19 protein-coding genes, 1 tRNA gene and 2 pseudogenes are annotated in these 24,296 nt (G+C 71.8%); 12 read left to right on the top strand and 10 right to left on the bottom strand.

Going from position 1 to position 24,296, the window contains the following annotated elements:
- Nucleotides 1-47 precede the first annotated feature (47 nt).
- From AB0O01_RS25505 to AB0O01_RS25480, 6 genes and pseudogenes are all read left to right on the top strand, one after another.
- Complete coding sequence (locus AB0O01_RS25505; protein WP_365316806.1) at nucleotides 48-974, top strand: DUF881 domain-containing protein; 927 nt, start codon at nucleotides 48-50, stop codon at nucleotides 972-974.
- A gap of 99 nt (nucleotides 975-1,073) precedes the next feature.
- A pseudogene (locus tag AB0O01_RS25500) lies at nucleotides 1,074-1,347 on the top strand (sortase); the annotation flags it as partial.
- A 54-nt stretch (nucleotides 1,348-1,401) separates the two neighbouring features.
- Entirely contained in the window at nucleotides 1,402-1,563 is a 162-nt protein-coding gene (locus AB0O01_RS25495) for a hypothetical protein (protein WP_365316804.1), read from the top strand.
- Complete coding sequence (locus AB0O01_RS25490) at nucleotides 1,560-2,198, top strand: aminodeoxychorismate/anthranilate synthase component II (RefSeq protein WP_365316803.1); 639 nt, start codon at nucleotides 1,560-1,562, stop codon at nucleotides 2,196-2,198. The genes AB0O01_RS25495 and AB0O01_RS25490 overlap by 4 nt, the downstream gene beginning before the upstream one ends.
- Complete coding sequence (locus AB0O01_RS25485; RefSeq protein ID WP_365316801.1) at nucleotides 2,195-3,490, top strand: class E sortase; 1,296 nt, start codon at nucleotides 2,195-2,197, stop codon at nucleotides 3,488-3,490. The genes AB0O01_RS25490 and AB0O01_RS25485 overlap by 4 nt, the downstream gene beginning before the upstream one ends.
- A 73-nt stretch (nucleotides 3,491-3,563) precedes the next feature.
- Complete coding sequence (locus AB0O01_RS25480; RefSeq protein ID WP_365316891.1) at nucleotides 3,564-4,337, top strand: class E sortase; 774 nt, start codon at nucleotides 3,564-3,566, stop codon at nucleotides 4,335-4,337.
- 121 nt (nucleotides 4,338-4,458) lie between these two features.
- Here AB0O01_RS25480 and pknB read toward each other — a convergent pair whose 3' ends face one another.
- The 6 genes from pknB to AB0O01_RS25450 all read right to left on the bottom strand — a co-directional run bounded on the left by pknB (nucleotide 4,459) and on the right by AB0O01_RS25450 (nucleotide 12,692).
- Entirely contained in the window at nucleotides 4,459-6,462 is a 2,004-nt protein-coding gene (pknB, locus tag AB0O01_RS25475; protein WP_365316799.1) for a Stk1 family PASTA domain-containing Ser/Thr kinase, read from the bottom strand.
- Nucleotides 6,463-6,633: 171 nt separating this feature from the next.
- On the bottom strand, nucleotides 6,634-8,103 hold the full coding sequence (locus tag AB0O01_RS25470; protein ID WP_365316797.1) for a penicillin-binding protein 2: 1,470 nt from the start codon (nucleotides 8,101-8,103) through the stop codon (nucleotides 6,634-6,636).
- Complete coding sequence (locus tag AB0O01_RS25465) at nucleotides 8,100-9,539, bottom strand: FtsW/RodA/SpoVE family cell cycle protein (protein ID WP_365316795.1); 1,440 nt, start codon at nucleotides 9,537-9,539, stop codon at nucleotides 8,100-8,102. The genes AB0O01_RS25470 and AB0O01_RS25465 overlap by 4 nt, the downstream gene beginning before the upstream one ends.
- 27 nt (nucleotides 9,540-9,566) lie before the next feature.
- Nucleotides 9,567-11,180 (bottom strand): protein phosphatase 2C domain-containing protein, encoded by a 1,614-nt coding sequence (locus AB0O01_RS25460; protein WP_365316794.1) that lies wholly within the window; start codon nucleotides 11,178-11,180, stop codon nucleotides 9,567-9,569.
- Between the two features lie 92 nt (nucleotides 11,181-11,272).
- A complete protein-coding gene (locus AB0O01_RS25455; RefSeq protein WP_365316792.1) occupies nucleotides 11,273-11,782 on the bottom strand; it encodes an FHA domain-containing protein in 510 nt (169 codons plus the stop codon).
- Between the two features lie 10 nt (nucleotides 11,783-11,792).
- Nucleotides 11,793-12,692 carry a DUF3662 and FHA domain-containing protein gene (locus AB0O01_RS25450; RefSeq protein WP_365316791.1) on the bottom strand — a complete coding sequence of 300 codons (900 nt, stop codon included), beginning with the start codon at nucleotides 12,690-12,692 and terminating at the stop codon, nucleotides 11,793-11,795.
- A 507-nt stretch (nucleotides 12,693-13,199) separates the two neighbouring features.
- Here AB0O01_RS25450 and AB0O01_RS25445 point away from each other — a divergent pair.
- Together AB0O01_RS25445 and AB0O01_RS25440 are read left to right on the top strand one after the other, a co-directional pair.
- A tRNA-Leu gene (locus tag AB0O01_RS25445) sits at nucleotides 13,200-13,286 on the top strand.
- Nucleotides 13,287-13,786: 500 nt separating this feature from the next.
- A pseudogene (locus AB0O01_RS25440) lies at nucleotides 13,787-14,124 on the top strand (protein-L-isoaspartate(D-aspartate) O-methyltransferase); the annotation flags it as partial.
- A gap of 204 nt (nucleotides 14,125-14,328) precedes the next feature.
- On the opposite strand, the gene AB0O01_RS25435 reads toward AB0O01_RS25440, so the two are convergent.
- From AB0O01_RS25435 to AB0O01_RS25420, 4 genes are all read right to left on the bottom strand, one after another.
- Nucleotides 14,329-14,760, bottom strand: a complete 432-nt coding sequence (locus AB0O01_RS25435) for a DoxX family membrane protein (RefSeq protein ID WP_365316890.1) — start codon at nucleotides 14,758-14,760, stop codon at nucleotides 14,329-14,331.
- Between the two features lie 201 nt (nucleotides 14,761-14,961).
- Entirely contained in the window at nucleotides 14,962-15,570 is a 609-nt protein-coding gene (locus AB0O01_RS25430) for a hypothetical protein (RefSeq protein ID WP_365316790.1), read from the bottom strand.
- Between the two features lie 238 nt (nucleotides 15,571-15,808).
- Nucleotides 15,809-16,468 carry a response regulator transcription factor gene (locus tag AB0O01_RS25425; RefSeq protein WP_365316788.1) on the bottom strand — a complete coding sequence of 220 codons (660 nt, stop codon included), beginning with the start codon at nucleotides 16,466-16,468 and terminating at the stop codon, nucleotides 15,809-15,811.
- The gene (locus AB0O01_RS25420; RefSeq protein WP_365316888.1) at nucleotides 16,441-17,730 is read right to left on the bottom strand and encodes a sensor histidine kinase; all 1,290 of its coding nucleotides are present in this window, start codon (nucleotides 17,728-17,730) and stop codon (nucleotides 16,441-16,443) included. The genes AB0O01_RS25425 and AB0O01_RS25420 overlap by 28 nt, the downstream gene beginning before the upstream one ends.
- A 269-nt stretch (nucleotides 17,731-17,999) precedes the next feature.
- On the opposite strand from AB0O01_RS25420, the gene AB0O01_RS25415 reads away from it, so the two are divergent.
- The 4 genes from AB0O01_RS25415 (at nucleotide 18,000) to AB0O01_RS25400 (ending at nucleotide 24,042) form a co-directional block, all read left to right on the top strand.
- Nucleotides 18,000-19,910, top strand: coding sequence for a BTAD domain-containing putative transcriptional regulator (locus AB0O01_RS25415; protein WP_365316786.1), 1,911 nt, complete (start codon nucleotides 18,000-18,002; stop codon nucleotides 19,908-19,910).
- Between the two features lie 331 nt (nucleotides 19,911-20,241).
- On the top strand, nucleotides 20,242-20,742 hold the full coding sequence (locus tag AB0O01_RS25410; RefSeq protein WP_365316784.1) for a DedA family protein: 501 nt from the start codon (nucleotides 20,242-20,244) through the stop codon (nucleotides 20,740-20,742).
- A gap of 115 nt (nucleotides 20,743-20,857) precedes the next feature.
- Nucleotides 20,858-21,595, top strand: coding sequence for an ABC transporter ATP-binding protein (locus AB0O01_RS25405; protein WP_365316783.1), 738 nt, complete (start codon nucleotides 20,858-20,860; stop codon nucleotides 21,593-21,595).
- Nucleotides 21,589-24,042, top strand: a complete 2,454-nt coding sequence (locus tag AB0O01_RS25400; RefSeq protein ID WP_365316782.1) for an FtsX-like permease family protein — start codon at nucleotides 21,589-21,591, stop codon at nucleotides 24,040-24,042. The genes AB0O01_RS25405 and AB0O01_RS25400 overlap by 7 nt, the downstream gene beginning before the upstream one ends.
- Nucleotides 24,043-24,296: the final 254 nt, after the last annotated feature.

The raw sequence follows: 24,296 nt of genomic DNA, 5'->3' as shown, positions 1-24,296 counted from the left end.
GTCCGTTAGCGTAGTGCTTCCGTGGCTCCGAAGGAGATAAGGGTACGTTGAGCAATTCCGCCGACTCCACCGGCACTGGTTCCGCCAGCGGTTCCGGCGCTGCTTCCGGCAGTGGTTCCGCCCACGGTTTCGGCAGTGCTTCCGCCCATGGTTTCGGCGGCGGTCCCGGGAGCGGTCTCGGCAGTGGGCCCGGGAATGGTCCCGGGGGCGGTTCCGGAGGGGGTTCCGGAGGGGGCAACCGCAGGGGCCGGTTCCGGCCGGTGCGGGTGCTCACGGTGGGCGTCTTCGCTCTCGCGGGCCTGATCTTCTTCACCAGCTTCAACACCGCCAAGGGCACCGACATCCGTACGGACGCCTCCCTCCTCAAGCTCTCCGACCTGATCCAGGAGCGCAGCCGGGAGAACGGCGAGCGCGACGAGTCCAACGCGGCCCTGCGCGACCGGGTGGAGGCGCTGGCCGAGCGGGACGACGGCCGCACCCGGCAGGAGGACGACGAACTCGCCGCCCTGGAGCACGAGGCCGGCACCCGGGAAGTCACCGGCGAGGCCCTCACCGTCACCCTCAACGACGCCCCGCCGGACGCCACCGCCAAGCTCCCCGGCTATCCCGAACCGCAGCCCGACTACCTGGTGATCCACCAGCAGGACCTCCAGGCCGTGGTGAACGCGCTCTGGGAGGGCGGCGCCGAGGGCATCAGGGTGATGGATCAGCGGCTGATCTCCACCAGCGCCGTGCGCTGCGTGGGCAACACCCTGATCCTCCAGGGCCGGGTCTACTCACCGCCCTACAGGATCACCGCGATCGGTGACCCCGAGAAGCTCCAGCAGGCCCTCAGCGCCAGTCAGGCGATCCAGAACTACATGGTGTACGTCAATGTGTACGGGCTCGGGTGGAAAGTCGAGGAGAACGGGGCGGTGACTCTGCCCGGCTACTCGGGCACGGTGGACCTGCACCACGCACAGCCCGTGGAGTAGCCAGCCGGGCCAGCCGGGCCAGCCGCGCCAGCCGGGCCAGCCGGGCCAGCCGGGCAGCCGGGCCAGCCGGGCAGCCGCGTCAGCCGTAGGCCCGCCCCGGACCCACCCCGGACCCGCGACGCGGTGGTGCTCAGCGACGGGACGACCTGATTCACGTACCGGATCGGCAAGGGGCCGTACCGGACGCTGCCCGGGGATGTCGAGGTGAGCGACCCCGTGCTGGGGGGAGGCCGGCCACACCCGCCCGGGGCGCTCTCTCACGCTGACCACCTGCGAACCCGAGTGGGGGCGCAGCCACCGGCTGATCGTCTGGGCGCGTCTGGACTCCACCCAGCCTGTGGAGGCCGGGAAACCGGAGGCCCTGCGCCGTTAGTCTGGTGCGGGTACGGCGTGAGTGGTGGTGCCGTGGGTCGACGGAAGGGACGGCATGTACGGCTGGATCTGGCGGCATCTGCCGGGGAACGCGTGGGTGAAGACACTGGTCTCGCTCGTGCTGGTCGTTGCCGTGGTCTACGTCCTGTTCCAGTACGTCTTCCCGTGGGCGGAACCGCTGCTTCCCTTCAACGATGTGACGGTGGACAACCAGTGAGCGCGCGCATTCTGGTCGTGGACAACTACGACAGCTTCGTCTTCAACCTGGTCCAGTACCTCTACCAGCTCGGCGCCGAGTGCGAGGTGCTGCGCAACGACGAGGTCGCCACCGCGCACGCCCAGGACGGCTTCGACGGCGTCCTGCTCTCCCCCGGCCCCGGCACCCCCGAGCAGGCCGGTATCTGCGTCGACATGGTCCGCCACTGCGCCGCCACCGGGGTCCCCGTCTTCGGCGTCTGCCTGGGCATGCAGTCCATGCAGGTCGCCTACGGCGGGGTCGTGGACCGCGCGCCCGAACTGCTGCACGGCAAGACCTCGCCGGTCGAGCACCGGGGCAGGGGCGTCTTCGCCGGACTGCCCTCGCCCTTCACCGCGACCCGCTACCACTCGCTGGCCGCCGAGCCCGCCACGGTCCCCGCCGAGCTGGAGGTCACCGCCCGCACCCACGACGGGATCATCATGGGCCTGCGCCACCGGGAACTGCCGGTCGAGGGCGTGCAGTTCCATCCCGAGTCGGTGCTCACCGAGCACGGCCACCGGATGCTGGCCAACTGGCTCGTGGAGTGCGGCGACCGGGACGCGGTGGCCAGATCGAGCGGGCTCGCCCCGGTGGTGGGCAGGGCCACGGCGTGACCGCGCTGCGCCCCGAGCGCGAGTCAGGGCCCGCCCACGGCGACCACGGAGACAGCTCCGGGTACCGGGCCGGCCCGGCGTTCGACGGCGCGCACCCGGGCGACGGCTACGCGGGCGCGTACGACGGCTCGGCACAGCCGTACGAGTACGGGCCCCCCGGAGGGCCGGGACCGGGGCTGCCGCCCGACGGATACAGCGCTCCCGGTGCCGGTGGCGGAGCCGACCCCGGCGTCGCGGAGACGCAGCTCCTGCCCCCGGTCGGCGCCCACCCCCCGTACCGCCCGCCGCAGACACGCGCCCCCGCACCCGGCCCCCCACCGCAGTACCTCCCCCCGCCCGGCGACGACGAGACCGTCGCCCTCCGGATACCCGAGCCGCCCCCCGCCCGCATATCCGCCTCTGCTGCCCCAACCGCCCCACCCGGCACCGATCCCGCCCCCGGCGGCCGTGCGGCCCGCAGAAAGGCCGCCAAACGGCGTAACGGGCGCCGTGGCGCCCAGGGCGCGGGCACCCCCGCCCCCCACGCCGACGACAACGCCCCCGCCCCCGGAAGCGCCTCCCCCGGCACCCCCGCCCCCCTCTCCCGCGTCGAGGCCCGGCGGCAGGCGCGGGCCCGCAAACCCGGGGCGGCCGTGGTCGCCAGCCGGGCCGTCGGTGAGGTGTTCATCACCACCGGCGTCCTGATGCTGCTGTTCGTCACCTACCAGCTCTGGTGGACCAACGTCCGGGCGCACGCCCAGGCCGGGCAGGAGGCGAGCGATCTCCAGGACGACTGGGCCAACGGAAAGCGCAACCCCGGCAGCTTCGAGCCCGGCCAGGGCTTCGCCATCCTGCGCATTCCCAAGCTGGACGTGGTGGTGCCGATCGCCGAGGGCGTCAGCAACGAGAAGGTCCTCGACAAGGGCATGGTCGGCCATTACGGCGAGGGGCAGCTCAAGACCGCGATGCCGGGCGACAAGGCCGGAAACTTCGGGCTCGCGGGCCACCGCAACACCCACGGCGAGCCGTTCCGCTTCATCAACAAGCTCCAGCCCGGCGATCCCATCGTGGTCGAGACCCAGGACACGTACTACGTCTACAAGATGGCCTCGATCCTGCCGGTGACCTCGCCGAGCAACATCAGCGTGCTGGATCCGGTGCCGAAGGACGGCGGCTTCACCGAGCCGGGCCGGTACATCACGCTGACGACCTGCACTCCCGAGTTCACCAGCAAGTACCGGATGATCGTGTGGGGCAAAATGGTCGAGGAACGGCCGCGCAGTGAGGGGAAGCCCGATGCGCTCATCGGCTAGGGAGTGTCGGACCCGCCCCGGGGCACGGGCCAGGGCAGAAGCAGCCAAGGGCAGAAGTTAAGGGCAGATGACTGTGGCAGCGACCACCGGCGACACCGAGCAGCACACCGAGGCACCCGGTCCCGGACCGGCGTCCCAACCCGGCCGCCGCAGGCCCGGCGGGATCGCCATGGCGGTCAGCGTCTTCGGTGAACTCCTCATCACGGCCGGGCTGGTGCTCGGTCTCTTCGTCGTCTACTCCCTGTGGTGGACCAATGTCCTGGCCGACCGCAAGGCCGGTGAGGAGGGCGACAAGGTCCGCGACAACTGGGCCTCGGACCGCTCCGGCTCAACGGGCGGCCCCGGCGCCCTGGACACCAAGGACGGCGTCGGCTTCCTGCATGTCCCCGCGATGGGCGAGGGCGACATCCTGATCAAGAAGGGCACCGACACCGAGCTGCTCAACGACGGGGTCGCCGGTTACTACACCGACCCGGTCAAGGCCGCCCTCCCGACCAGCGGCAAGAACGGCAACTTCTCCCTCGCCGCGCACCGCGACGGCCACGGCGCCAAGTTCCACGACATCCACAAGATCGACAAGGGTGACGCGATCGTCTACGAGACCAAGGACAACTGGTACGTCTACAAGGTCTACGCGATGCTCCCGGAGACCTCGAAGTACAACGTCGACGTCCTCGCCGCGATCCCCGGGGGGTCCGGCAAGAAGAAGGCCGGCAAGTACATCACGCTGACCACCTGCACCCCGGTCTTCACCAGCCGCTACCGGTACATCGTCTGGGGCGAGCTGGACCGGGTGGAGAAGGTGGACGAGGACCGGACCCCACCGAAGGAACTCCGCCAGGGCTGACGCCCCCCTTCTCCCCGGGCACGGAAGAGCCCCGCCGGTACCTCGCCCGGCGGGGCTCTTCACGTCCACTCACTTCCACGGAGGAACCCGGGCCCAGGAACCCGGTAACCGACCCGGAGGGTCAGTCCCCGTCCCCACCCCCGATGAACCCCCCGCCGTTCCCGTTCCCCCCGTTGTTCTGGCCGAGGCCCGCGGTGGTCAGGGTGATGGGTGTGGCGGCGGGGTCGTCGACCTCCTGGCCGCCGCCCGGGTCCTGGCTGATCACGAACGCCCCGTCGCTCTGGTCGCTGCCCTGGGCGAACTGGATGTTGGTGAAGCCGGCCTGCTGGAGGGTCTGCCGGGCCTGGGCCACCGTCGCGCCGGTGACGTTCGGGACCTGCACCTTCTGCTGCTGCTCCTCGAACTTCCCGATCTCGATCGCCACCGTCGAGCCCGGGTCGACCGGGGTGCCGCCCGCCGGGGTGGTCTTGAGGACCTTGCCGTTCTGGTTCTGGTCCTGGGTCGGGGCCTCCGTGCAGGTGCCGGTGAGGTCGTTGGCCTCCAGTTGGGCCTGTGCGGCCTCGCAGGTCTGGCCGACGACGTTCGGCACGACGGCCTGCTCGACCTCCTTGGCGATCACCAGGGTGACCGTGGAACCCTTCTCCACCTCGGAACCGAGCTTCGGCTGCTGCTCCAGAACCGTGTTCGGCTCCTCGGAGGACTCCCGGGTCTCGGTCTTCACCTCGAACTGGAACTCGTCGGCCTCCAGCTTGGCCGTGGCCTCGTCCAGGCTGTCGCCGACGACGCTCGGCACGACGACCTTCGGGGCGCCGGTGGAGACCACCAGGTTGACCGTCTGGCCCTTGTCGACCTCGGTGCCCTGCGGCGGGTCCTGGTCGCAGACATTGCCCTTGGGCTGGTCGTCGCAGGGCTTGCTGCTGACCGAGATCTCCAGCTCGGCGTTGGTCGCCTGTTTTCTGGCGGCGTCCTCGGCCAGGCCGACGAAGTTGGGGACGGCGACCGTGCTGTTGCCGACGCCGTCGCCCGCGAACACCAGGCGGCCGAGCAGGATCGCGCCGATCAGCACTATCACCGCGGACACCACCAGCAGCACCGTGGAGGTGTTGTTCTTCCGCTGGCGGCGGCGGTCGGGGCGCTCGTCGTAGCCGTAGCCGCCGTCGTCCGGGTTGACCGGCGGGAGCATCGTCGTGGCGCCGCCGTCCGTGGCGCGCAGGGCGGTGGTCGGCTGGTCGTCGGGGTAGCCGCCGTAGGCGACCGCGCCCATCGCGGCGGTCGCGGCGACCGGCTGGCCGTCCAGACACGCCTCGATGTCCATGCGCATCTCGTCGGCCGACTGATAGCGGTAGTTGGGGTCCTTGACCAGGGCCTTCAGTACGATCGCGTCCATCTCCGGAGTGATCTCCGGATCGAAGACGCTGGGCGGCTGCGGCTCCTCGCGGACATGCTGATAGGCCACCGCGACCGGGGAGTCCCCGACGAACGGCGGCCGGACCGTGAGCAGCTCGTAGAGCAGACAGCCGGTCGAGTAGAGGTCGGAGCGGGCGTCCACCTGCTCGCCCTTGGCCTGCTCCGGGGAGAGGTACTGGGCGGTGCCGATGACGGCGGAGGTCTGGGTCATCGTCATCCCGGAGTCGCCCATCGCACGGGCGATACCGAAGTCCATGACCTTGACCTGGCCGGTGCGCGTCAGCATGACGTTGGCCGGCTTGATGTCCCGGTGGACGATCTGGTTGCGGTGCGAGTACTCCAGGGCCTGGAGGATGCCGATGGTCATCTCCATCGACCGCTCGGGCAGCAGCTTGCGCCCGCTGTGCAGCAGCTCACGCAGCGTGGAGCCCTCGACGTACTCCATCACGATGTACGGGATCGAGACCCCGTCGATGTAGTCCTCGCCCGTGTCGTAGACCGCCACGATCGCGGGATGGTTGAGCGAGGCGGCCGACTGGGCCTCCCGGCGGAACCGGGCCTGGAAGGACGGGTCGCGCGCGAGGTCCGCGCGCAGCGTCTTCACCGCCACGGTGCGGCCGAGCCGGGTGTCGTGCCCGAGGTAGACCTCGGCCATGCCACCACGACCGAGCACCTGGCCCAGTTCGTACCGGCCGCCGAGGCGACGCGGCTCTTCCATAGCTTCCTACCAGCCCTCTCCGTCGGTCCCGTCTCGTACACATGTACGGGACGGAGGCTGCCGTCCGGGCCCTACCGTACCCGGATGGGATTGTGTGACCCGGCCAAGCCGGTGACCCGATACCGGACCGGTATCGCACCGCGCACCGCCGCGAAGGGTTCGTGACCTGGGTCACTGCTTGGCGTTGACGACCGCCTCCATCACGCTCTTGGCGATCGGCGCCGCCAGACCGCCACCGGAAATGTCACCGCGATTGGCGTTCTCGTCCTCGACCACCACGGCCACCGCCACGGGTGAACCGGAGTCGGTCTTGGCGTACGAGATGAACCAGGCGTAGGGCTTCTCGCTGTTGTCGACACCGTGCTGGGCGGTACCGGTCTTGCCGCCGACCGTCACCCCGTCGATCCGCGCCGACTTGCCCGTGCCGTCGTTGACGACGGTCTCCATCATCGACTGGAGGATCTGCGCGTTCTCCGACGACAGCGGCCGGCTCAGCTCCTCCGGGTCGGTCTGCTCGATGGTGTCCAGGCTCGGCGCCTGGAGCTTGTCGACCATGTACGGCTTCATCAGCTTGCCGTCGTTGGCGATGGCGGAGGCCACCATCGCCATCTGGAGCGGGGTCGCCGCGGTGTTGAACTGGCCGATCGAGGACAGCGCGGTCTGCGAGGGGTTCATGTCGTCCGAGAACACCGAGGCGGTGGAGCGCACCGGGGTGAACTGCTCGGTGGTGAACCCGAACTCCTGCGCCGTCTCCAGCATCTTCTCGTTGCCGAGGTCGGAGCCGACCTTGCCGAACACCGTGTTGCAGGACCACTGGAGCGCCACCCTGAGGGTCGCGTTCTTGCACGGGATGTTGCCGTCGTTGGGCAGCTCGGTGGTGGTGCCCTCCATGACCCAGGGGTCCGGCGAGTCGGTCTTCTCGTCCGCGTCCGGGTACAGCCCGTGCTCCAGCGCCGCCGCCGCGGTGACCACCTTGAACGTCGAGCCGGGCGGGTAGACCTCGCGCAGCGCCCGGTTCAGCATCGGGTCGTCCGGGTTCTGCTTCTTCTGGAGCTTGCCCCACGCCTCGTCGTCCGAGTCCGAGTATCCCGCGATCGTCGCCGGGTCGTACGACGGGTACGAGGCCAGCGCCAGGATCTTGCCGGTGGACGGCTCGATCGCGGCGACCGCGCCCTTGCCCCGGTCGGCGAGCCCCTCGTAGGCCGCCTTCTGCGCGGCGGCGTTGAGGGTGGTGACGACGTTGCCGCCCTCCTTGGGGTCCCCGGTGATCATGTCCAGGGTGTTGCGGAAGAACAGCCGGTCGTCGTTGCCGGTGAGGATGCCGTCCTCGATGCTCTCCAACTGGTTGGCGCCGAACGCCTGCGAGGTGTAGCCCGTCACCGGCGCCCACATCGGGCCGTCGGTGTAGGTGCGCAGATACTTGAAGTCGCCGCCCTTGGCCTCGCGGTGGCCGGTGATCGCCTTGCCCTCGACGATGATGTTGCCGCGCGGGGTGGCGTACCGCTCGATGGCGACCCGGCGGTTCTTGGGGTCGGTCGCGAGTTCGTCGGCCTGGACGTACTGGAGCCAGTTGTCCCGCAGCAGCAGGGTCAGGACCAGCAGTCCGCAGAAGATCGCGATTCGGCGCAGGGGCTTGTTCATGACGGGCGGACCACCTGGGTCATCTCGGCGTCGGGGTGGGGCGCGGGCGCGGGCGCCGGGCGGCGGGCGGTGTCGCTGATCCGGAGGAGAAGGGCGATCAGTGCCCAGTTGGCGATCACCGAGGAACCACCGGCCGCGAGGAACGGCATCGTCATACCGGTCAGCGGGATGAGGCCCATCACACCGCCGGCGACCACGAAGACCTGGAGCGCGAAGGCGCCGGACAGGCCGATCGCCAGCAGCTTGCCGAACGGGTCGCGGGCGGCGAGCGCGGTGCGCACCCCCCGCTCCACGATCAGCGCGTAGATCATCAGCAGCGCCATCAGACCGGCCAGGCCCAGTTCCTCGCCGAAGGTGGCGAGGATGAAGTCGGAGTTGGCGGCGAACCGGATCAGATCCGAGTGGCCCTGGCCCCAGCCGGTGCCCAGGGTGCCGCCGGAGCCGAACGCCCACAGCGCCTGCATGGCCTGCTCGGAGTGGCCGTACACGCCCTCCTGGCTGAGCGTGTACTCGCGCATCGGGTCCAGCCAGGCGTCCACCCGCTGCTGGATGTGCGACTCGAAGGAGGCCACACCGACCGCGCCGACCGCCGACATCAGCAGACCGAAGACGATCCAGCTCGTCCGCTCGGTGGCGACGTACAGCATGATGATGAACATTCCGAAGAACAGCAGCGAGGTGCCGAGGTCCGTCTCGAAGACCAGGATCAGGATCGACATCGCCCAGACCACCACGATCGGGCCGAGGTCACGGCCGCGCGGCAGATACAGCCCCATGAAACGGCGGGAGGCGAGGGCCAGCGCGTCCCGCTTGACCATCAGATACCCGGCGAAGAACACCGCCAGCACGATCTTGGCGAACTCTCCGGGCTGGATGGAGAACCCGGCGACCTCGATCCAGATCTTCGCGCCGAAGCGGTCGGCACCCAGGCCCGGCACCAGCGGCAGCAGCAGCAGGAACAGCGCGCCCACCATGGAGATGTAGGTGTAGCGCTGGAGGACCCGGTGGTCCTTGAGGAAGATCAGCACCACGATGGCGAGGGCGATGCCCATCGCCGTGTACATGAGCTGGTTCGGTGCCGCGCTGCCCGCCTGCCCGATGTCCTGGAGCAGCGGCGACTGGTCCAGGCGCCAGATGGCGACCAGGCCCAGCCCGTTCAGCAGCGTCGCCAGCGGCAGCAGCAGCGGGTCCGCGTACGGGGCGAACTTGCGGACGGCCAGATGGCCCGCCCCGGCCAGCAGACCGAGTCCGAGGCCGTAGCTGAGCAGGCCCGCCGGTACCTGCTCGTTGATGGCCAGCCCCACATTGGCGTAGGCGAACACCGGGATGGCGACGGCGAAGACCAGCAGCGCCAGCTCGGTGTTGCGCCGGCTGGGCGCGCCGATGGCGCCGATCGTGGACGTGTGCTGCGTCGACGGGTTGGTAGGACTGCTCATCGTGTGACAGGGCCTCTCACGGCGTGCTCACTGCGTACCGCAATTGGAGACGACCTTCTGCTCTTCCTCCGACAGGCTCGGGCCGGGGCTGGGAGTGGTCGCGGGCGGGGACGTGGACTGGTCGGGATTCGGAGACGAGGACTCGGCCGGATTGGTCGAGGAATCCGGCGTCGGCGTCGGGGTCGGTGTCGCCTTTGACGTGAACGAGGAACGGGTGGTTCCCGTGGTGCCGCCGGCCTCGCCCTCGCCGGACGCGGAGTTCTGGGCGCTCTCGGCCGCCTGCCGCTCCGACTGCTTCTTGCACGCGGACGCCTGGAGGGCCAGTTCGTCGATCTTGGACTGGGCGTTGTCCAGCCCGCCCTCGGCGATCGTGGCCTCCACCATCTTCTGCTGGTAGGGCGGCAGGTACTTGAGTTCGATCTCGGGGTGGTCGCGCTCGACATCCGAGAGCGAGACCCAGGCCAGGTCCTGGCTGATCCCCCGGTACAGCGCCACATGCTCGCCGTTGGTGCCGACGTAGTACTGCGTCTGGGTCCAGCGCCAGCCGCCGTACAGTCCGCCGCCGAGCACCGCCAGCGCCAGCACCCCGTACACCGACCGCTTCAGCCAGCGGCGGCCCCTGCGGGGCTTGGCGAAGTCGTCGTCGCCGTAGCCGAAGCCGTCGGTGGGGATGAAGCCGGTGGTGTCGCCGGAGCCGGGCGGGCCGAACTCGCCGCCGCCCTGGCCGGGCACCTGGCGGCGGCCGAGTCCGGAGGCGCGGCCGGCCGGGGTCTGCATGATCCCGTTGTCGGCGAGCTGGCTCTGGTTCTCGGCCACCGCGCCGACCACCACCGGGGCGTCGGACAACTGCCCGGCGAGGGTGTCGGTGGTGTCCAGGTCCAGCACGTCCGCGACGATCACGGTGATGTTGTCGGGGCCGCCGCCGCGCAGCGCGAGCTGGATCAGCTCGGCCACGGTCTCCTGGGGGCCCTGGTAGCTGGCGAGGGTGTCCTCCAGGGTCTGGTGCGAGACCACCCCGGACAGGCCGTCGGAGCAGATCAGGTACCGGTCGCCGGCCCGGACCTCACGGATCGACAGATCCGGTTCCACATGGTCGCCGCTGCCCAGCGCGCGCATCAGCAGGGAGCGCTGCGGATGGGTGGTGGCCTCCTCCTCGGTGATCCGGCCCTCGTCCACCAGCCGCTGCACCCAGGTGTGGTCCTGGGTGATCTGGGTGAGGACGCCGTCGCGCAGCAGATAGGCGCGGGAGTCGCCGACATGGACCAGGCCGAGGCGCTGGCCGGTCCAGAGCAGGGCGGTGAGCGTGGTGCCCATGCCTTCGAGCTGGGGGTCGACCTCGACCATGGCGCGCAGTTGGTCGTTGGCGCGCTGTACGGCCGTGCCGAGCGAGGTGAGGAGGTCCGAGCCGGGGATGTCCTCGTCGAGGGCGACGATGGTGGAGATCGCCTCGGAGGAGGCGACCTCGCCGGCGGCGGCGCCGCCCATGCCGTCGGCGATGGCGAGCAGTCGGGGCCCGGCGTAACCGGAGTCCTCGTTGCCCTCCCGGATCATGCCCTTGTGCGATCCGGCGGCGAAGCGCAGTGACAGGCTCATGCCCACCTCGCCCGTCGGCTCCGGGTACAGCCGGTCGTGTCGAGCCACACTGCCCACCCTCCGGTCGGGAGCGCGCAAGGGTCCCGGGTGGGGACTGTCGCTGCGTGCTCGCTCCGCTCGCGCTCATTCATGACGTGGCACTACTTCCGCAGCTCGATGACCGTCTTGCCGATGCGGATCGGCGCACCCAGCGGAATCGGGGTGGGCGTCGTCAGCCGGTTCCGGTCGAGATACGTGCCGTTGGTGGAGCCGAGGTCCTCCACGATCCACTGGCCGTCCCGGTCCGGGTAGATCCGGGCGTGGCGGCTGGAGGCGTAGTCGTCGTCCAGGACGATCGTGCTGTCGTGGGCGCGGCCCAGGGTGATGGTCTGGCCCTGGAGCGCGACCGTGGTGCCGGTGAGGGTGCCCTCCGTCACCACCAGCTTGGTGGGCGCGTTGCGCCGCGACCGGCCACCGGCCGGCTGCTGGCGCTGGGGCGGTGGGGTCTGGCGGGCCGTCTGCTGCCCCCGCCCCGATTCCCGCCGGGACCCGCGCTGAGTGACGCGCGTCCCGAACAGATCGCTGCGGATGACCTGCACGGCCACGATCACGAACAGCCACAACACGGCCAGAAAACCCAGCCGCATGACCGTGAGGGTCAGCTCTGACATTGCCCCCGGATCACCCTTCGGCTTGCCTGTAGATAACGGTGGTGCTGCCCACGACGATCCGCGAGCCGTCGCGGAGCGTAGCGCGGGTGGTGTGCTGTCCGTCCACCACGATGCCGTTGGTGGACCCGAGATCCTGGATCGTCGAGGGCGTTCCGGTCCGGATCTCGCAGTGCCGGCGGGAGACGCCGGGGTCGTCGATCCGCACGTCGGCCTCGGTGCTGCGGCCCAGCACCAGCGTCGGGCGGGAGATCTGGTGGCGGGTGCCGTTGATCTCGATCCAGTGCCGGGTGCGCGCGCCGCCACCGGGGGAGGCGGGCTGCGGATAGCCGTACCCGCCGCCCTGTCCGGCCGGGCGGCCCCCACCGCCGGGCGGGGGCGCGGCGGGCATCGGAGGGGCGCCTGCGGGCTGCGGCGGATATCCGGGACCACCGGGGCCGCTGGGACCGCCGGGGCCGCCCGGTCCGCCGGGGCGCTGCGGGCCCGCTCCCGGGCCGGGCGGGAGCGTGAGGGGGCCGGAGGGGCCGGGCTGGCTGGTGGAGGAGGCGAGCGTCCGGCTGCGCACCCGGTACAGGCCGGTGTCGAGATCCTCCGCCTTCTCCAGATTGACCTTGATCGGTCCCAGGAAGGTGTAGCGCTGCTGCTTGGCGTAGTCGCGCACCATTCCGGCCAGCTCGTCGCCGAGCTGGCCGGAATAGGGGCTGAGGCGCTCGAAGTCCGGCGCGCTCAGCTCCACGATGAAGTCGTTGGGCACGACGGTCCGGTCGCGGTTCCAGATCGTGGCGTTGTTGTCGCACTCGCGCTGGAGCGCGCCGGCGATCTCCACGGGCTGGACCTCGGACTTGAACACTTTGGCGAAGGTGCCGTTGACCAGGCCTTCGAGCCGCTGCTCGAACTTCTTCAGGACTCCCATGGGGCACCTCCTCCGTCGTTGCCACTGTGGGTACTGCGGGTAGTGCGGGTACTACAGATGGTGCGGGCACTGCGGCCGGCGCGGCGGCCGTCGCGCTCTGTGCCGCGCCGCCCACCGGTACTGCTTACTTGGTACTGCTTACTGATCGTATCCACGCGCCGCTCAATCGGCTGGTTCCCCCTGTCGGGCCGGTCGAAGGGTTTCGACGCCTGCGACCGTTCCCGCTGGAGTGCCTCTTCGAACTCTTTGCGGTTCCGGAGCGTGGTTCTGCCCAAGGATCGTAGAGGCGGACGCGATCCAGTGTCCCGCACCCGGCTGTGGACTCTTCCCGGCTCCCGGGAAGAGCGGGGGTACCGGTACGAGGTTGATACGCGGGGCGGACGGGGCTGTGGCCATGGGCTTCGGGCACCGGTAAGGGATGTGAACCGACCCGGTCCACCGTGCTAATGTTCTGCGTGTCGGAAGGCCCCAGCCCGAAAGAGCCCAGCGCCGGAAGACACACCCAATGCGCGGGTGGCGGAATAGGCAGACGCGCTGGATTCAGGTTCCAGTGCCCGCAAGGGCGTGGGGGTTCAACTCCCCCCTCGCGCACCATGAGAGACCCCAGTTCATCTGGGGTTTTTCTGTTTTTCAGGGGCTGGTGTGACCCACGGTGTGACCAACGCGTCCCCGTCTTCGCCGGTTCGCCGACACCTTCTCCGGGTTCTGTCCCGCCTTCATGATCTACGTCACCTGGCTGTGACGCAGATCATGGATGCGGAAGTCCTCCGGGGCCGAAGCCGGGTCTGCGGTGTGGGGGACGTGCCGCGCACTCTTGGCGTCGGGAGATTTGGCCTGGTTCGAGGGGTGCGACCGGGTCTCCGGAAGCCGGTGGAGGTCACCTGGCATGTCATCGGTCACATCGCACAGCCTCACGTTCCCGATGTGCGGGGTGATGTGTGGCCGGATCTTGGTCTCGTGCCCGGCCGTGGCCGTTCCCTCTGCCTCGGTTGCTGCTCCACTTGTCGAGCCGCGTGCTGGGCTTCCTGCCCGAACGGGCAGGAGTTTTCCGCTTCGCGGTTTGTGCCACTCGCGTGGTGTTCGTTCCATCCTGCAAGGACGCGTTCCTGGGCAAGCGGTTCAGTCCTCAGCGGTTCGCCGTCGGTGTCCGGGTGCCGGACTGTCACCACGTCGTCGCCGGCAAGCGGACGGCGCGCGGCCGGTGTGGTTCTACGGGCTCACCGATCGTTCGTGGGCCTGCGTGATGTTCCGTGACGGTGGCACGGCGCGCGTCTGGCAGTCCGGCCCCCGTCGTCTCTGGGACGAAGCCGAAGCCGCCTACCGGTGGTGGGAGCGGGAAGGGAGACCAGGGCATGAGCGGTTCGGGCTCACGGTGACAGCGGGACGGCAGACCGTCTGGCTGGACGAACCGGAACGCTCCTGGCCCGTCTGAGGAGAGGGCGCGGGTGATGGGGGACGGGCGGAAATCGGCTTGGTCGCGCATGATCGACGGATGACCAACGCATGACCAACAGCGCCCGGAAACATACGGAAACAGGGGGTGCGGACGGGTGCGGGAGGGCCCCGGCGGTGAGGTGTCTCACGGCCGGGGTCCTCCGTGGTGGGCAGGGGGTTGCACGGAGGTGCGCCGCCCGTGTCACCTGCGGGCGAGGAGGACCGCGCCGGCGACGACCAGTCCCACCGCGACGGCTGCCGCGCCGTAGCCCAGGCGGTGTGCCCGGAGTCCGGGGAGGAAGCGGTCGACGGCGTAGCGGCCCGGCCCGGTCAGGGCGACGGCCGCGGCGACGGCCGTGATCAGCAGCTCGAACTCGTAGCCCTCGGGGGCGAAGAAGCCGCCGTCCCACTTCAGGGCGACGGCGTTGAGCAGGGCGCCGAACACCGCTGCGGCGGCCAGTGGGGTCAGCAGCCCGAGCAGCAGGCCGATGGCTCCCAGGGTCTCGCTGAGCCCGGCTATCAGGGCGAAGGTCTCACCGGCGGGGTAGCCGCTCATCGAGAAGAACGCGCCGGTGCCCTCGATGCCGCCGCCGCCGAACCAGCCGAAGAGCTTCTGGGCTCCGTGGGCGAACATGATCGCGCCGGTCGCCAGCCGCAGCAGCAGCAGACCGGCGTCGTAGGCGTGCGCGGTGGCGGCGTGGTCGCCGGCGTGGTCGCCGTCGTGGGGGGAATCGGCCCTGGCGGAGAGTGCGGGGGGTGCCGGGACGGGCGGGGCCATGCGATGTCCTTTCGTGATCGAGTCGTCGTCGTGGCGGGGGTGGGGCGGGGTGGGGGGTCAGCCGACGCCGATTTGCTGCATGAAGGTCTGGGCGTCCCAGAAGAGGAACTCCTCGTCCATGACGCCGCGCTTGTTCCACAGGCCGACGGTGACCATGTTGATGGCGAACTTCTGGCCGGTCGGCTGGATGAAGCCGCCCTGTCCGTCCGGCATCGGGCGGGAGAAGGTGCCCCGGGACACCCCGGTGACGGCGGTGAGGTTGTCCTTGGCGATACGGATCGGGTGCTGGGAGATACGGGTGTCCGGCGCCCAGACGAACTGGGCCTTCAGGTCCTCGATGTGCCGGTCGATGCCGTCGGTGTAGTGGCCGTCGGGCCAGTGGACGCGGATGGTGTCGGAGTGGCTCTCGCCGAGACGGGACCACTGCTGACCGGAGTAGACGACGAAGTCCAGCTCGTCGAACCGCTTGAGGTGCAGCCGTTCCTGGTGGGTCAGGCGCTTCGGGAACGGATATTGCTCGCTCGGGTCCTGGGACGGGTCTCCCAGCAGGTCCGGGTTGTTCGCGGCGGCCGTGGCCAGGTCGGTGCCGCCGGCGACGGCGGTGAGGGCTATCGCGCCCAGGGTCGCGGCGCTGCCGGTACGCAGCAGGGAACGGCGGTCGAACATGGTGGTTCCTCAACTTTCGGGGAGAGAAAGGGAGTTCAGGGGGCCTGAAGGGCTTTGGGCTGTTCCGCCCTGGATTTCGGGCGCACCGAGGTGGGGCTCGGGGGTGATCCCCCTGCCTGTGAGGAACCTACGGCGAAGATATTGAAAGTTCAAGATAGTGCTTGGAATTTGAATCAGTCGGAGGGTGTGCGGGACCGCCCGCCGCCGGGGTACGGGCGGGGGCCGGGCGGGATCCGGGTCAGGCGCGGAGGTAGGCGAGGACCGCGAGGACGCGGCGGTGGGTCTCCTCGGCCGGGGGGAGGTCGAGCTTGGCGAGGATGCTGCCGATGTGCTTGCCGACGGCGGCCTCGGAGACGACGAGTTCACGGGCGATGGCGCTGTTGGACTTGCCCTGGGCGATCAGGCCCAGCACCTCGCGCTCCCGGGGCGTGAGCCGCTCCAGGGGGTCGCGGCGGCGACGCAGGAGCTGGCGGACGACCTCGGGGTCGACGACCGTGCCGCCCGCGGCGACCTCGCCGAGGGCCTCGGTGAACTCCTCGACCTGCCCGACCCGGTCCTTGAGGAGATAGCCGACGCCGGTGCCGTCGCCGGAGTCCAGCAGGTCGGAGGCGTAGGTGCGCTGGACGTACTGGCTGAGGACCAGGACCGGGAGGGTGGGGCGGGCCTCGCGCAGCCGGACCGCCGCGTGCAGGCCCTCGTCCTGGAAGCCGGGGGGCATCCGGACATCGGTGAGGACGATGTCCGGATCGTGCTCGCCGACCGCAGTGATCAGGGACTCGGCGTCGCCGACCGCCGCCACGACCCGGTGGCCGCAGCGCTCCAGCAGGGCGATCAGCCCGTCGCGCAGCAGCACGCTGTCCTCGGCCAGTACTACGCGCAGGGCTCGGTCCACTCGCAAGGGATCTCCACGGACAGGAGGGTCGGTCCGCCCGGCGGGCTGGACAGCGAGAGTTTGCCATCCAGGACGGAGACCCGGTCGGCGAGGCCGGTCAGCCCGGTGCCGGAGGCGGGCGAGGCGCCGCCCCGGCCGTTGTCCCGGACCCGCAGCAGCAGCCGTCCGTCCCGGTGGCCGCCGCTGATCCCGGCCCGGTCGGCGCCGCTGTGCCGGGCCACATTGGCGAGCGCCTCGCACACCACGAAGTACGCCGCCGACTCGACGGACTGGGGGAGCCGTCCCGCGAGATCCAGATCGACGTCCACGGGGACCGCGGAGCGGTCGGCGGCGTCGGTGACCGCGGCCACCAGCCCGTAGTCGGCCAGCACCTTGGGATGGATGCCGTGGATCAGCTCGCGCAGCTCCGCCAGGGCCTTGCCGGCCTCCTCGTGGGCCGTGGCGAGCTGGTCGGCGAGCGGGCCGGGCGGGACGTCCAGGCGGGCCAGGCCCAGCGTCATCGTCAGGGCCACCAGGCGCTGCTGCGCCCCGTCGTGCAGATCGCGCTCGATGCGGCGGCGCTCGGCCTCGAAGGCGTCCACCAACCGGACGCGGGAGCGGGAGAGTTCGATCACGCGGGCGCCCAGACCGGCGTCGCGCGGGGCGATCAGCAGCCGGGTCAGCTCGGCGCGGGCCCCGGCGGCGAGCCCCAGGACATAGGCGCACAGGGCCAGCAGGATCACACCGAGGACGGCGACCCCGCAGGCGGCCGGCCAGCCGGTCACCGTCCACGCCTTGAGGATCTTGGCCTCCTCGCCGCCGCCGATGAACGCCATCTGGAGCGGGGTGGTGACCAGGGAGAGGGGGGAGAGCAGGGCGATGGTCAGCACCAGGGCGTCCACCGGCCACAGCAGCACCGCGAACAGCAGCGCGTACCCCAGTTCCCGCCAGGTGGACTGCTCGCGCAGCCGGGAGCGCAGCCAGGGCCACGCCCCGCGGGCGGGCACCGGGCGGTGCGGGCCGGGTGCCGGGTCCAGGTCGACCAGGCCCAGCCGCCGCCGCTCCAGCCACGCCACCGGCAGCCCCACCAGCGCGGTGAGCACCAGCAGCGGCAGCCCCACCAGCACGATCGCCAGCACCCCGCCGACCGCCACCGCGACCGTGATCCCGACCAGGGTGACCAGCCCGGCCAGCGCCCCGGTCAGCAGATAGGCCACCGACCGCCACGGCCACAGCGACAGCGCGAAGCCGGGGCCGGACATCGCCTGCCAGACGGTACGGGGGTGCATTCCGGCGGTCATGCCGGTCACGGTAGGGCCCCGGGGCGGGCCCGCACCATCGGTCCAGGGGGCGGGACGGGGGTAGGGCCAGCCCTACCCCCGGGTTTCCGCCACCGGTTCGGCAGGCTGCTGCCACCGCAGACTGCTGCCAAGGTGAAGCCGCAATTCCGCCGCGGTCCGGACCGCACCATGACTCGAACGACGCTTCGGCGTTCAGCTCCGGCGCTTCGCCGCGTGCGGTGGGGGGCCGTACCAGTGTGGGGGGACGGGGAGACACGGTGGGGGAACACGCGCGACAGATCGAGTTCCGGCTGCTCGGGCCGGTGGAGGCGAGGGACGGCGCGCGGCGGGTCGCGCTCTCCGGCTCCAAGGTGCACACGGTGCTCGCCACCCTGCTGCTCGCCCGCGGGCGGGTGGTCAGCGACGAACGGCTGAGCGAACTCCTGTGGGGCTGGCAGCCGCCCGCGACCATGAACGCCCAGATCTACACCTATGTCTCCCGGCTGCGGAAGCTGCTCGGGCCCGGTGTCGATCTGGTCCGGCGCCCGCCCGGCTACCAACTCCTCACCGGGGGCGCCCGGATCGACGTCGAGGAGTACGAGCAGCTCGACCGGACCGGGCGGGCCGCCTTCCGGGAGGGGCGCTACGAGGAGGCCGCGGCAGCGCTGCGGGGGGCGCTCGATCTGTGGCGGGGGCCCGCGCTGGCCAATGTGACACCGCAGCTCGCCGAGGCGGAGCTGCCCCCACTGGAGGAGGCCCGCAGCAGCTCCCTGGAGTACCGCATCCAGGCCGACCTCGCTCTCGGCCGCCATGAGCGGACCGTGTCCGAACTCACCGGACTGGTCGCCGAGTTCCCGCTGCGGGAGCGGCTGCGGGCCCAGCTCATGACCGCGCTGTACCGGTGCGGGCGGCAGGCCGAGGCGCTGGGGGTGTTCCACGAGGGGCGCCGGGTGCTGGCCGAGGAACTGGGGGTGGATCCGGGGCGGGAGCTTCGGGAGGTGTATCAGGGGGTGCTGGAAGGGGAGTTGCCGGAGGGGGAGTTGCGGGGGGCGTCGCGGGGGGCTTTCGGGGGGCCGGGGGGAAGGCGGGCGGCGCCCGTGACGCTGGCGCCGCCGCCGGTGGAGTTCATCGGGCGGGAGCGGGAGTTCGAGGAGTTGCGGGCCCGGCTCAGTGGCCCCGGGCGGACCCGGCGGCTGCTGATCACCGGGATGGCCGGGGTCGGCAAGTCCGCGCTCGCGGTGCGGCTCGCGCACGCGGTCGCCTCCGGGTATCCGGACGGGCTGCTGCATGTGCGGCTGCGGGGGGCGGACGGGGTGGCGAAGCCGGTGGCGGTGGTGCTGGGGGAGTTGCTGCGGGCGCTCGGGGAGGGGGCGGTGCGGGGTTCGGGGGTTTCGCGGGGTGCCGGGGTTTCGGGGGGCGGGGCTCATGAGGTGGACGATCTGGTGCTGCGGTACCGGACGCGTACCGCCGGGCGGCGCGTGCTGGTGCTGCTGGACGACGCCGGGCAGGGGCAGGATCTGGAGGCGCTGCTGCCGTCCAGCGATGTCGCGGCCGTGATCGTCACCAGCCGGGGGCGGCTGCCGGCCGTGCCGGGGCCCCGGACGCTGGTGCTGGAGCCGCTCGGTACCGGGGAGTCGCTGGACCTGGTGACGGCGGTCGCCGGGCGGGAGCGGGTGGAGCGGGAGCCGGAGGCGGTGGCGGGGGTGATCGCGGCGTGCGGGGGGTTGCCGCTCGCGCTGCGGGCCGCCGCCACCCGGCTGGCCGCGCGCCCGCACTGGCCCGCGGCGCGGCTCGCCCGGCGGCTGGCGGATCCGCGGTTGCGGCTGGGGGAGCTGGTGGTGGGCGAGGTGGGGGAGAGGGCCACGCGGGGGGTGCTGGAGGCGGCGTTGCGGGAGCGGCCGGTGGTGGAGCAGGAGGTGGTGCGGGCGCTGGCCGCGCAGGGGGGTGGGGCGTTCACCGCGGCTGAGGCGGCTGTGGAGTTGTGTGTGGGGGAGGAGGTCGCGGAGGAGGTTCTTGAGCGGTTGGTGGAGGCTGCGGTGCTGATGATGGTGGGGGTTGGGGTTGGGGTGGGGGTTGGGGTTGGAGGTGGGGGGCGGGTTCGGTATCGGTTTCATGAGTTGATGCGGTTGGTGGCTTTGGGGGAGTTCGAGGGGGTTGGGTGTGGGGTTCGGTTTACGCGGGCCGGGTGAGGGGTGAGGGGTGAGGGGTGGGGGGATTGGGAGGGGTGGGTGGGTGCGGGTGGGTGGGGGCTGGTCGCGCAGTTCCCCGCGCCCCTGGGAGGGGGGTGGTGGGGGTTTGGGGGTGGGTGCGGGGTGGTGGGGGGCCGGTCGCGCAGTTCCCCGCGCCCCTAGGGAGGGGGGCTGGGTGGGTGGATCCCCGCGCCCCTGGGGGGTGGGGGTGGGTCTGGGTTTTGGTGGTGGGGTAGGGCTGGCACTACCTGGAGTGTCTGGGCCGGTGCAATGTGCTGGGTGGGTGTCTCGCGGTTGAGTGGGGGGAGCCGGAGAGACGAGGGGGTGGGTGGTGGAGTACTTCGGGATGTGGGGGAGTGCGGGGATTCTGCTCGCCGTGCTGCTGCTGCCCGCGCTGGAGGCGGCCGTGCCCGTGGTGGGGGCGTTGCTGCCGGGGCAGACGGCGGTGATGGCCGGTGGGGTGCTCGCCTCGCACGGGCACGTCAGTGTCCTGGCCGCTCTGCTCGCCGCACTGGGCGGTGCGCTGCTCGGGAACCTCGCCGGATACGCCGTCGGGCGGCACCGGCACCGGCTGGTGCTGGCGTCGCTGCGCCGGGGCGGGCGGTTCGGCGGCCACATGGAACGCGCCCTCGCACTGATCGAACGACGGGGCGGCTGGGCGGTGTTCGCCGGGCGGTTCACCGCCGTACTGCGCACCCTCGTGCCCACGCTGTGCGGGGCGCTGCGGATGCCGTTGCGGCCGTATCTGCTGTGGACGCTGGTCAGCAGCGCGCTGTGGGCGCCCGCGTTCGTGCTCATCGGGTACGTGGCCGGGCCCGCCGCACCCGGTTGACGCCGGGCCGCGCAGGGTGCTGCCAGTGCAGGGTCCTGCCAGGGCGCGACGGGCAGGACAGGGCAGGACAGGACAGGACATCGAGAGAGGGACGAGTCCAGTGGGGGACAGAGGGATGAGCGACGACGCTGTTCGGTTGCGGGGGGTCAGCAGGCGCTACGGGGCCGGGGACGGCGTGGTCGCCGCGCTGGACGGGGTCACCCTGGGGTTTCCCCGGGCGACCTTCACCGCGGTGATGGGGCCCTCCGGGTCGGGGAAGTCGACGCTGTTGCAGTGCGCGGCGGGGCTGGACCGGCCCACGGCGGGGTCGGTGAGCGTGGGGGACACCGAGCTGACCAAGCTGAGTGAGACCAGGCTGACCCTGCTGCGGCGGGAGCGGATCGGGTTCGTGTTCCAGGCGTTCAATCTGCTGCCCTCGCTGACCGCCGAGCAGAATGTGGCGCTGCCGCTGCGGCTGGCCGGGAAGCGGGTGCCGAAGGCGCGGCTGCGGGAGGTACTGGCGCAGGTCGGGCTGGGCGACCGGGCCCGGCACCGGCCCGGCGAGCTGTCCGGCGGGCAGCAGCAGCGGGTCGCGCTGGCCCGCGCCCTGATCACCCGGCCCGAGGTGCTGTTCGGCGACGAGCCGACCGGCGCGCTGGACTCGGTGACCAGCCGTGAGGTGCTCACCCTGCTGCGGGGCATGGTCGACGGGGAGGGGCAGACCGTCATCATGGTCACCCACGACCCGGTCGCCGCCTCCTTCGCCGACCGGGTGGTCTTCCTGGTCGACGGCCGGGTCAACGGCGAACTGGTCGGGGCCGGTGCCGACGAGATCGCCTCCCGGATGACCAAGCTGGAGGCCGCACCGTGCTGAGCACCGCCCTGCGCACCCTGCGCACCCGCTGGGTCACCTTCGTCGGCAGCTTCGTCGCCCTCTCGCTCGGCGTCGGGCTGATCGCCGTGATGGGGCTGGCCCTCGCCTCCTCGCTGGACGCCCCGGACCGGGGGCCGGAGCGGTTCGCCGCCGCACCGGTCGTCGTCCAGGGGCAGAACACGCTCACCGTGCCGACGCCGATCGGGGAGCGCAGCCAGGATCTCGCCGCGCCCCGGCCCGTGCCCGGGGAGGTCGTCGCCGGGCTGCGGGAACTGGGGGCCGTGGTCGAGGACCGGTCGTTCCCGGTGCGGGCGCAGGGCGGGCCGGAGGAACTGGTCGGTCATCCGTGGGCGGTGGCCGCCTTCGCTCCGTACGAGATCGTCTCCGGGCGGGCGCCGCAGGGCGCGCGGGAGGTCGTCGCCTCCGGGGACTGGGCGCGGGTCGGGGAGCGGGTCCGGACCGACCGGGGCGCGGTGACCGTCGTCGGGACCGTGCGCGGGCTCGGCTTCGAGGACGCCCTGTTCTACGCGGACGAGCGGGCCGCCGAGATCGCTCCCGTCAGTCTTCAGCTCGTCGTGGACGCCGGTGCGGCGGCCGTGCGGGAGGTCGTCGACGGGACGGGCGCGCGGGTGCTCACCGGGGACGGCCGGCGGTTCGCCGACGCCGATCCCGACCGGGACAGCGAGGCGCTCACCGCGATGAACGCCATGTTCGGGACGGCGGGCGGGGTCACCGGGTTCGTGTCGGTGTTCGTCGTCGCCTCCACCTTCGCCTTCGCGGTCGCCCAGCGGCGGCGCGAGTTCGGGCTGCTGCGGACCGCCGGGGCCACCCCGGGCCAGATCCGCCGCATGGTCGTCGCCGAGGCGCTGTTCGTCGGGGTGCTCGCCTCCGCCGCCGGCTGCGTCCTCGGCTCCTACGGGGCGCCGAAGCTCGCCGCCTGGGCCGTGGACGAGGGGCTCGCACCCCGCTGGTTCACCATCGGCGACTACACCTGGCCCTACCACCTGGCCTTCTGGACGGGCCTGCTGGTCGCCCTGTGCGGCGTGGTCGCCGCGTCCTGGCGGGCCGGGCGCACCGGCCCCACCGAGGCGCTGCGCGAGGCGTCCGTGGACACCCGCGCGATGACCCGGGGCCGCCGGCTGACCGGCGCCGCACTGCTGCTGACCGCCGCCGCGACACTGGTCCTGGCCCTGGTGACCAACCCGGGGGAACTCCTCCAGCGCAAGACGTACGTCAGCCGCCCCATGCTGCTGATCACCGCCGTCGCCCTGCTCGCGCCGGTCGTGGTGCGCCCGCTGACCCGGCTGATCGCCTGGCTGCCCGCCCAACTGCCCGGCGCGGCCGGCATGCTGGTCCGGGAGAACGCCGCCGCCGGGGTGCGCCGCACCGCCGCCGTCGCCGCGCCCGTGCTGGTCACCGTCGCACTGGCCGGTTCGCTGCTCGGCGCCACCGCCACTCTCAACGAGGCCAAGGCCACCGAGGTCCGGGACCGGACCACCGCCGACTACATCGTCACCCCGGCCACGGACACCGGCCTCGACGCGGCCACCGTCCGGCGGCTCGCGGCGGTGCCGGGCGCCGAGACCGCCCCCGGGGCGTCCGGCGCGGTGTACGTGCTGGAGGAGGGCGTGGCGCTGATCCGGTCCGACGCGCGGGCCGTGGAGCCGGACGCGCTCGCGGCGACCGCCTCGCTGCCGCTGGCCGCCGGGCGGGTGGACGACCTCGACGACGACTCGATCATCGTCAACGAGGAGTGGGAGCGGCACACCGTCGGCGACCGGGTCGACATCTGGCTCGGCGACGGCACGAGGAAGTCGCTGACCATCGCCGCCGTCATGACCACCGGCACCGGCAACAACGGTGTCTACGTCACCCCGCGCAACGCCCCCTCCGCGCCGGTCGACCGGGTCGACGTCCGGGTGGCGGACGGGGCCGACGCGGCGGCCGTGGGCGAGGCGCTGCGGACGGCGGCGGGGGCGTCCGGGGCCCGGGTGCTCGACCGGGACGCCTGGGTCGCGGCCACCTACCCCGAGACCAACCGCACCACCACCATGGGCTTCTTCCTGGTCCTCGGGATCGCCCTGCTCTACACCGGTATCTCGCTGGCCAACACCATGGTCATGGCCACCTCCGACCGGGTCCGCGACCTCGCGGTGCTGCGGCTGGCCGGGGCCACCAGGTGGCAGGTGCTGCGGCTGGTCGGCGCGGAGGCGCTGATGGTCGTCGTCGTCGGCGGGGTGCTGGGCGCGCTGGTCGCCGGGCTGAACCTGCTCGGGATGTGGGGCGCGCTCGGGCTGCTCTCGGTGTGGACGCCGATCGAGATCCCCTGGGGGACGCTCGGCGCGGCGGTCGGGGCGTGCGCGGTCCTCGCGGTCGTGTCGGCGGTGGTCCCGGCGGGGGTGTCGCTGCGGCGGCGGGCGGTGGAGCTGGCGGGGGTGCGGGAGTGAGGACGGGTGCCGCCCCGGGTCCTCCGGCCGGCGGGGCCGCCCTTTCGCCGGGTTCTCGGGTCTGCGGGGCCGCTCTCTCGCCGGGTTCTCGGGTCTGCGGGGCCGCTCTCTCGCCGGGTTCTCCGGTCTGCGGCGGCCCTCTGATCTGACCCCCCTGGTCCGGCGTCGGCGGTTCATCCCCCGTTCCGTCCGACGCCTCTCCGCGCCGCGCCGAGACCCCCGTCCCGCGGCGCGGGGACCGGCGGCGGGAACGC

The organism is Streptomyces sp. NPDC093252 (assembly GCF_040683675.1).
Taxonomy (GTDB): Bacteria; Actinomycetota; Actinomycetes; order Streptomycetales; family Streptomycetaceae; genus Streptomyces.
Note: the sequence above shows the minus strand (reverse complement) of the source record. Positions and strands in the feature narration are given on the sequence as shown.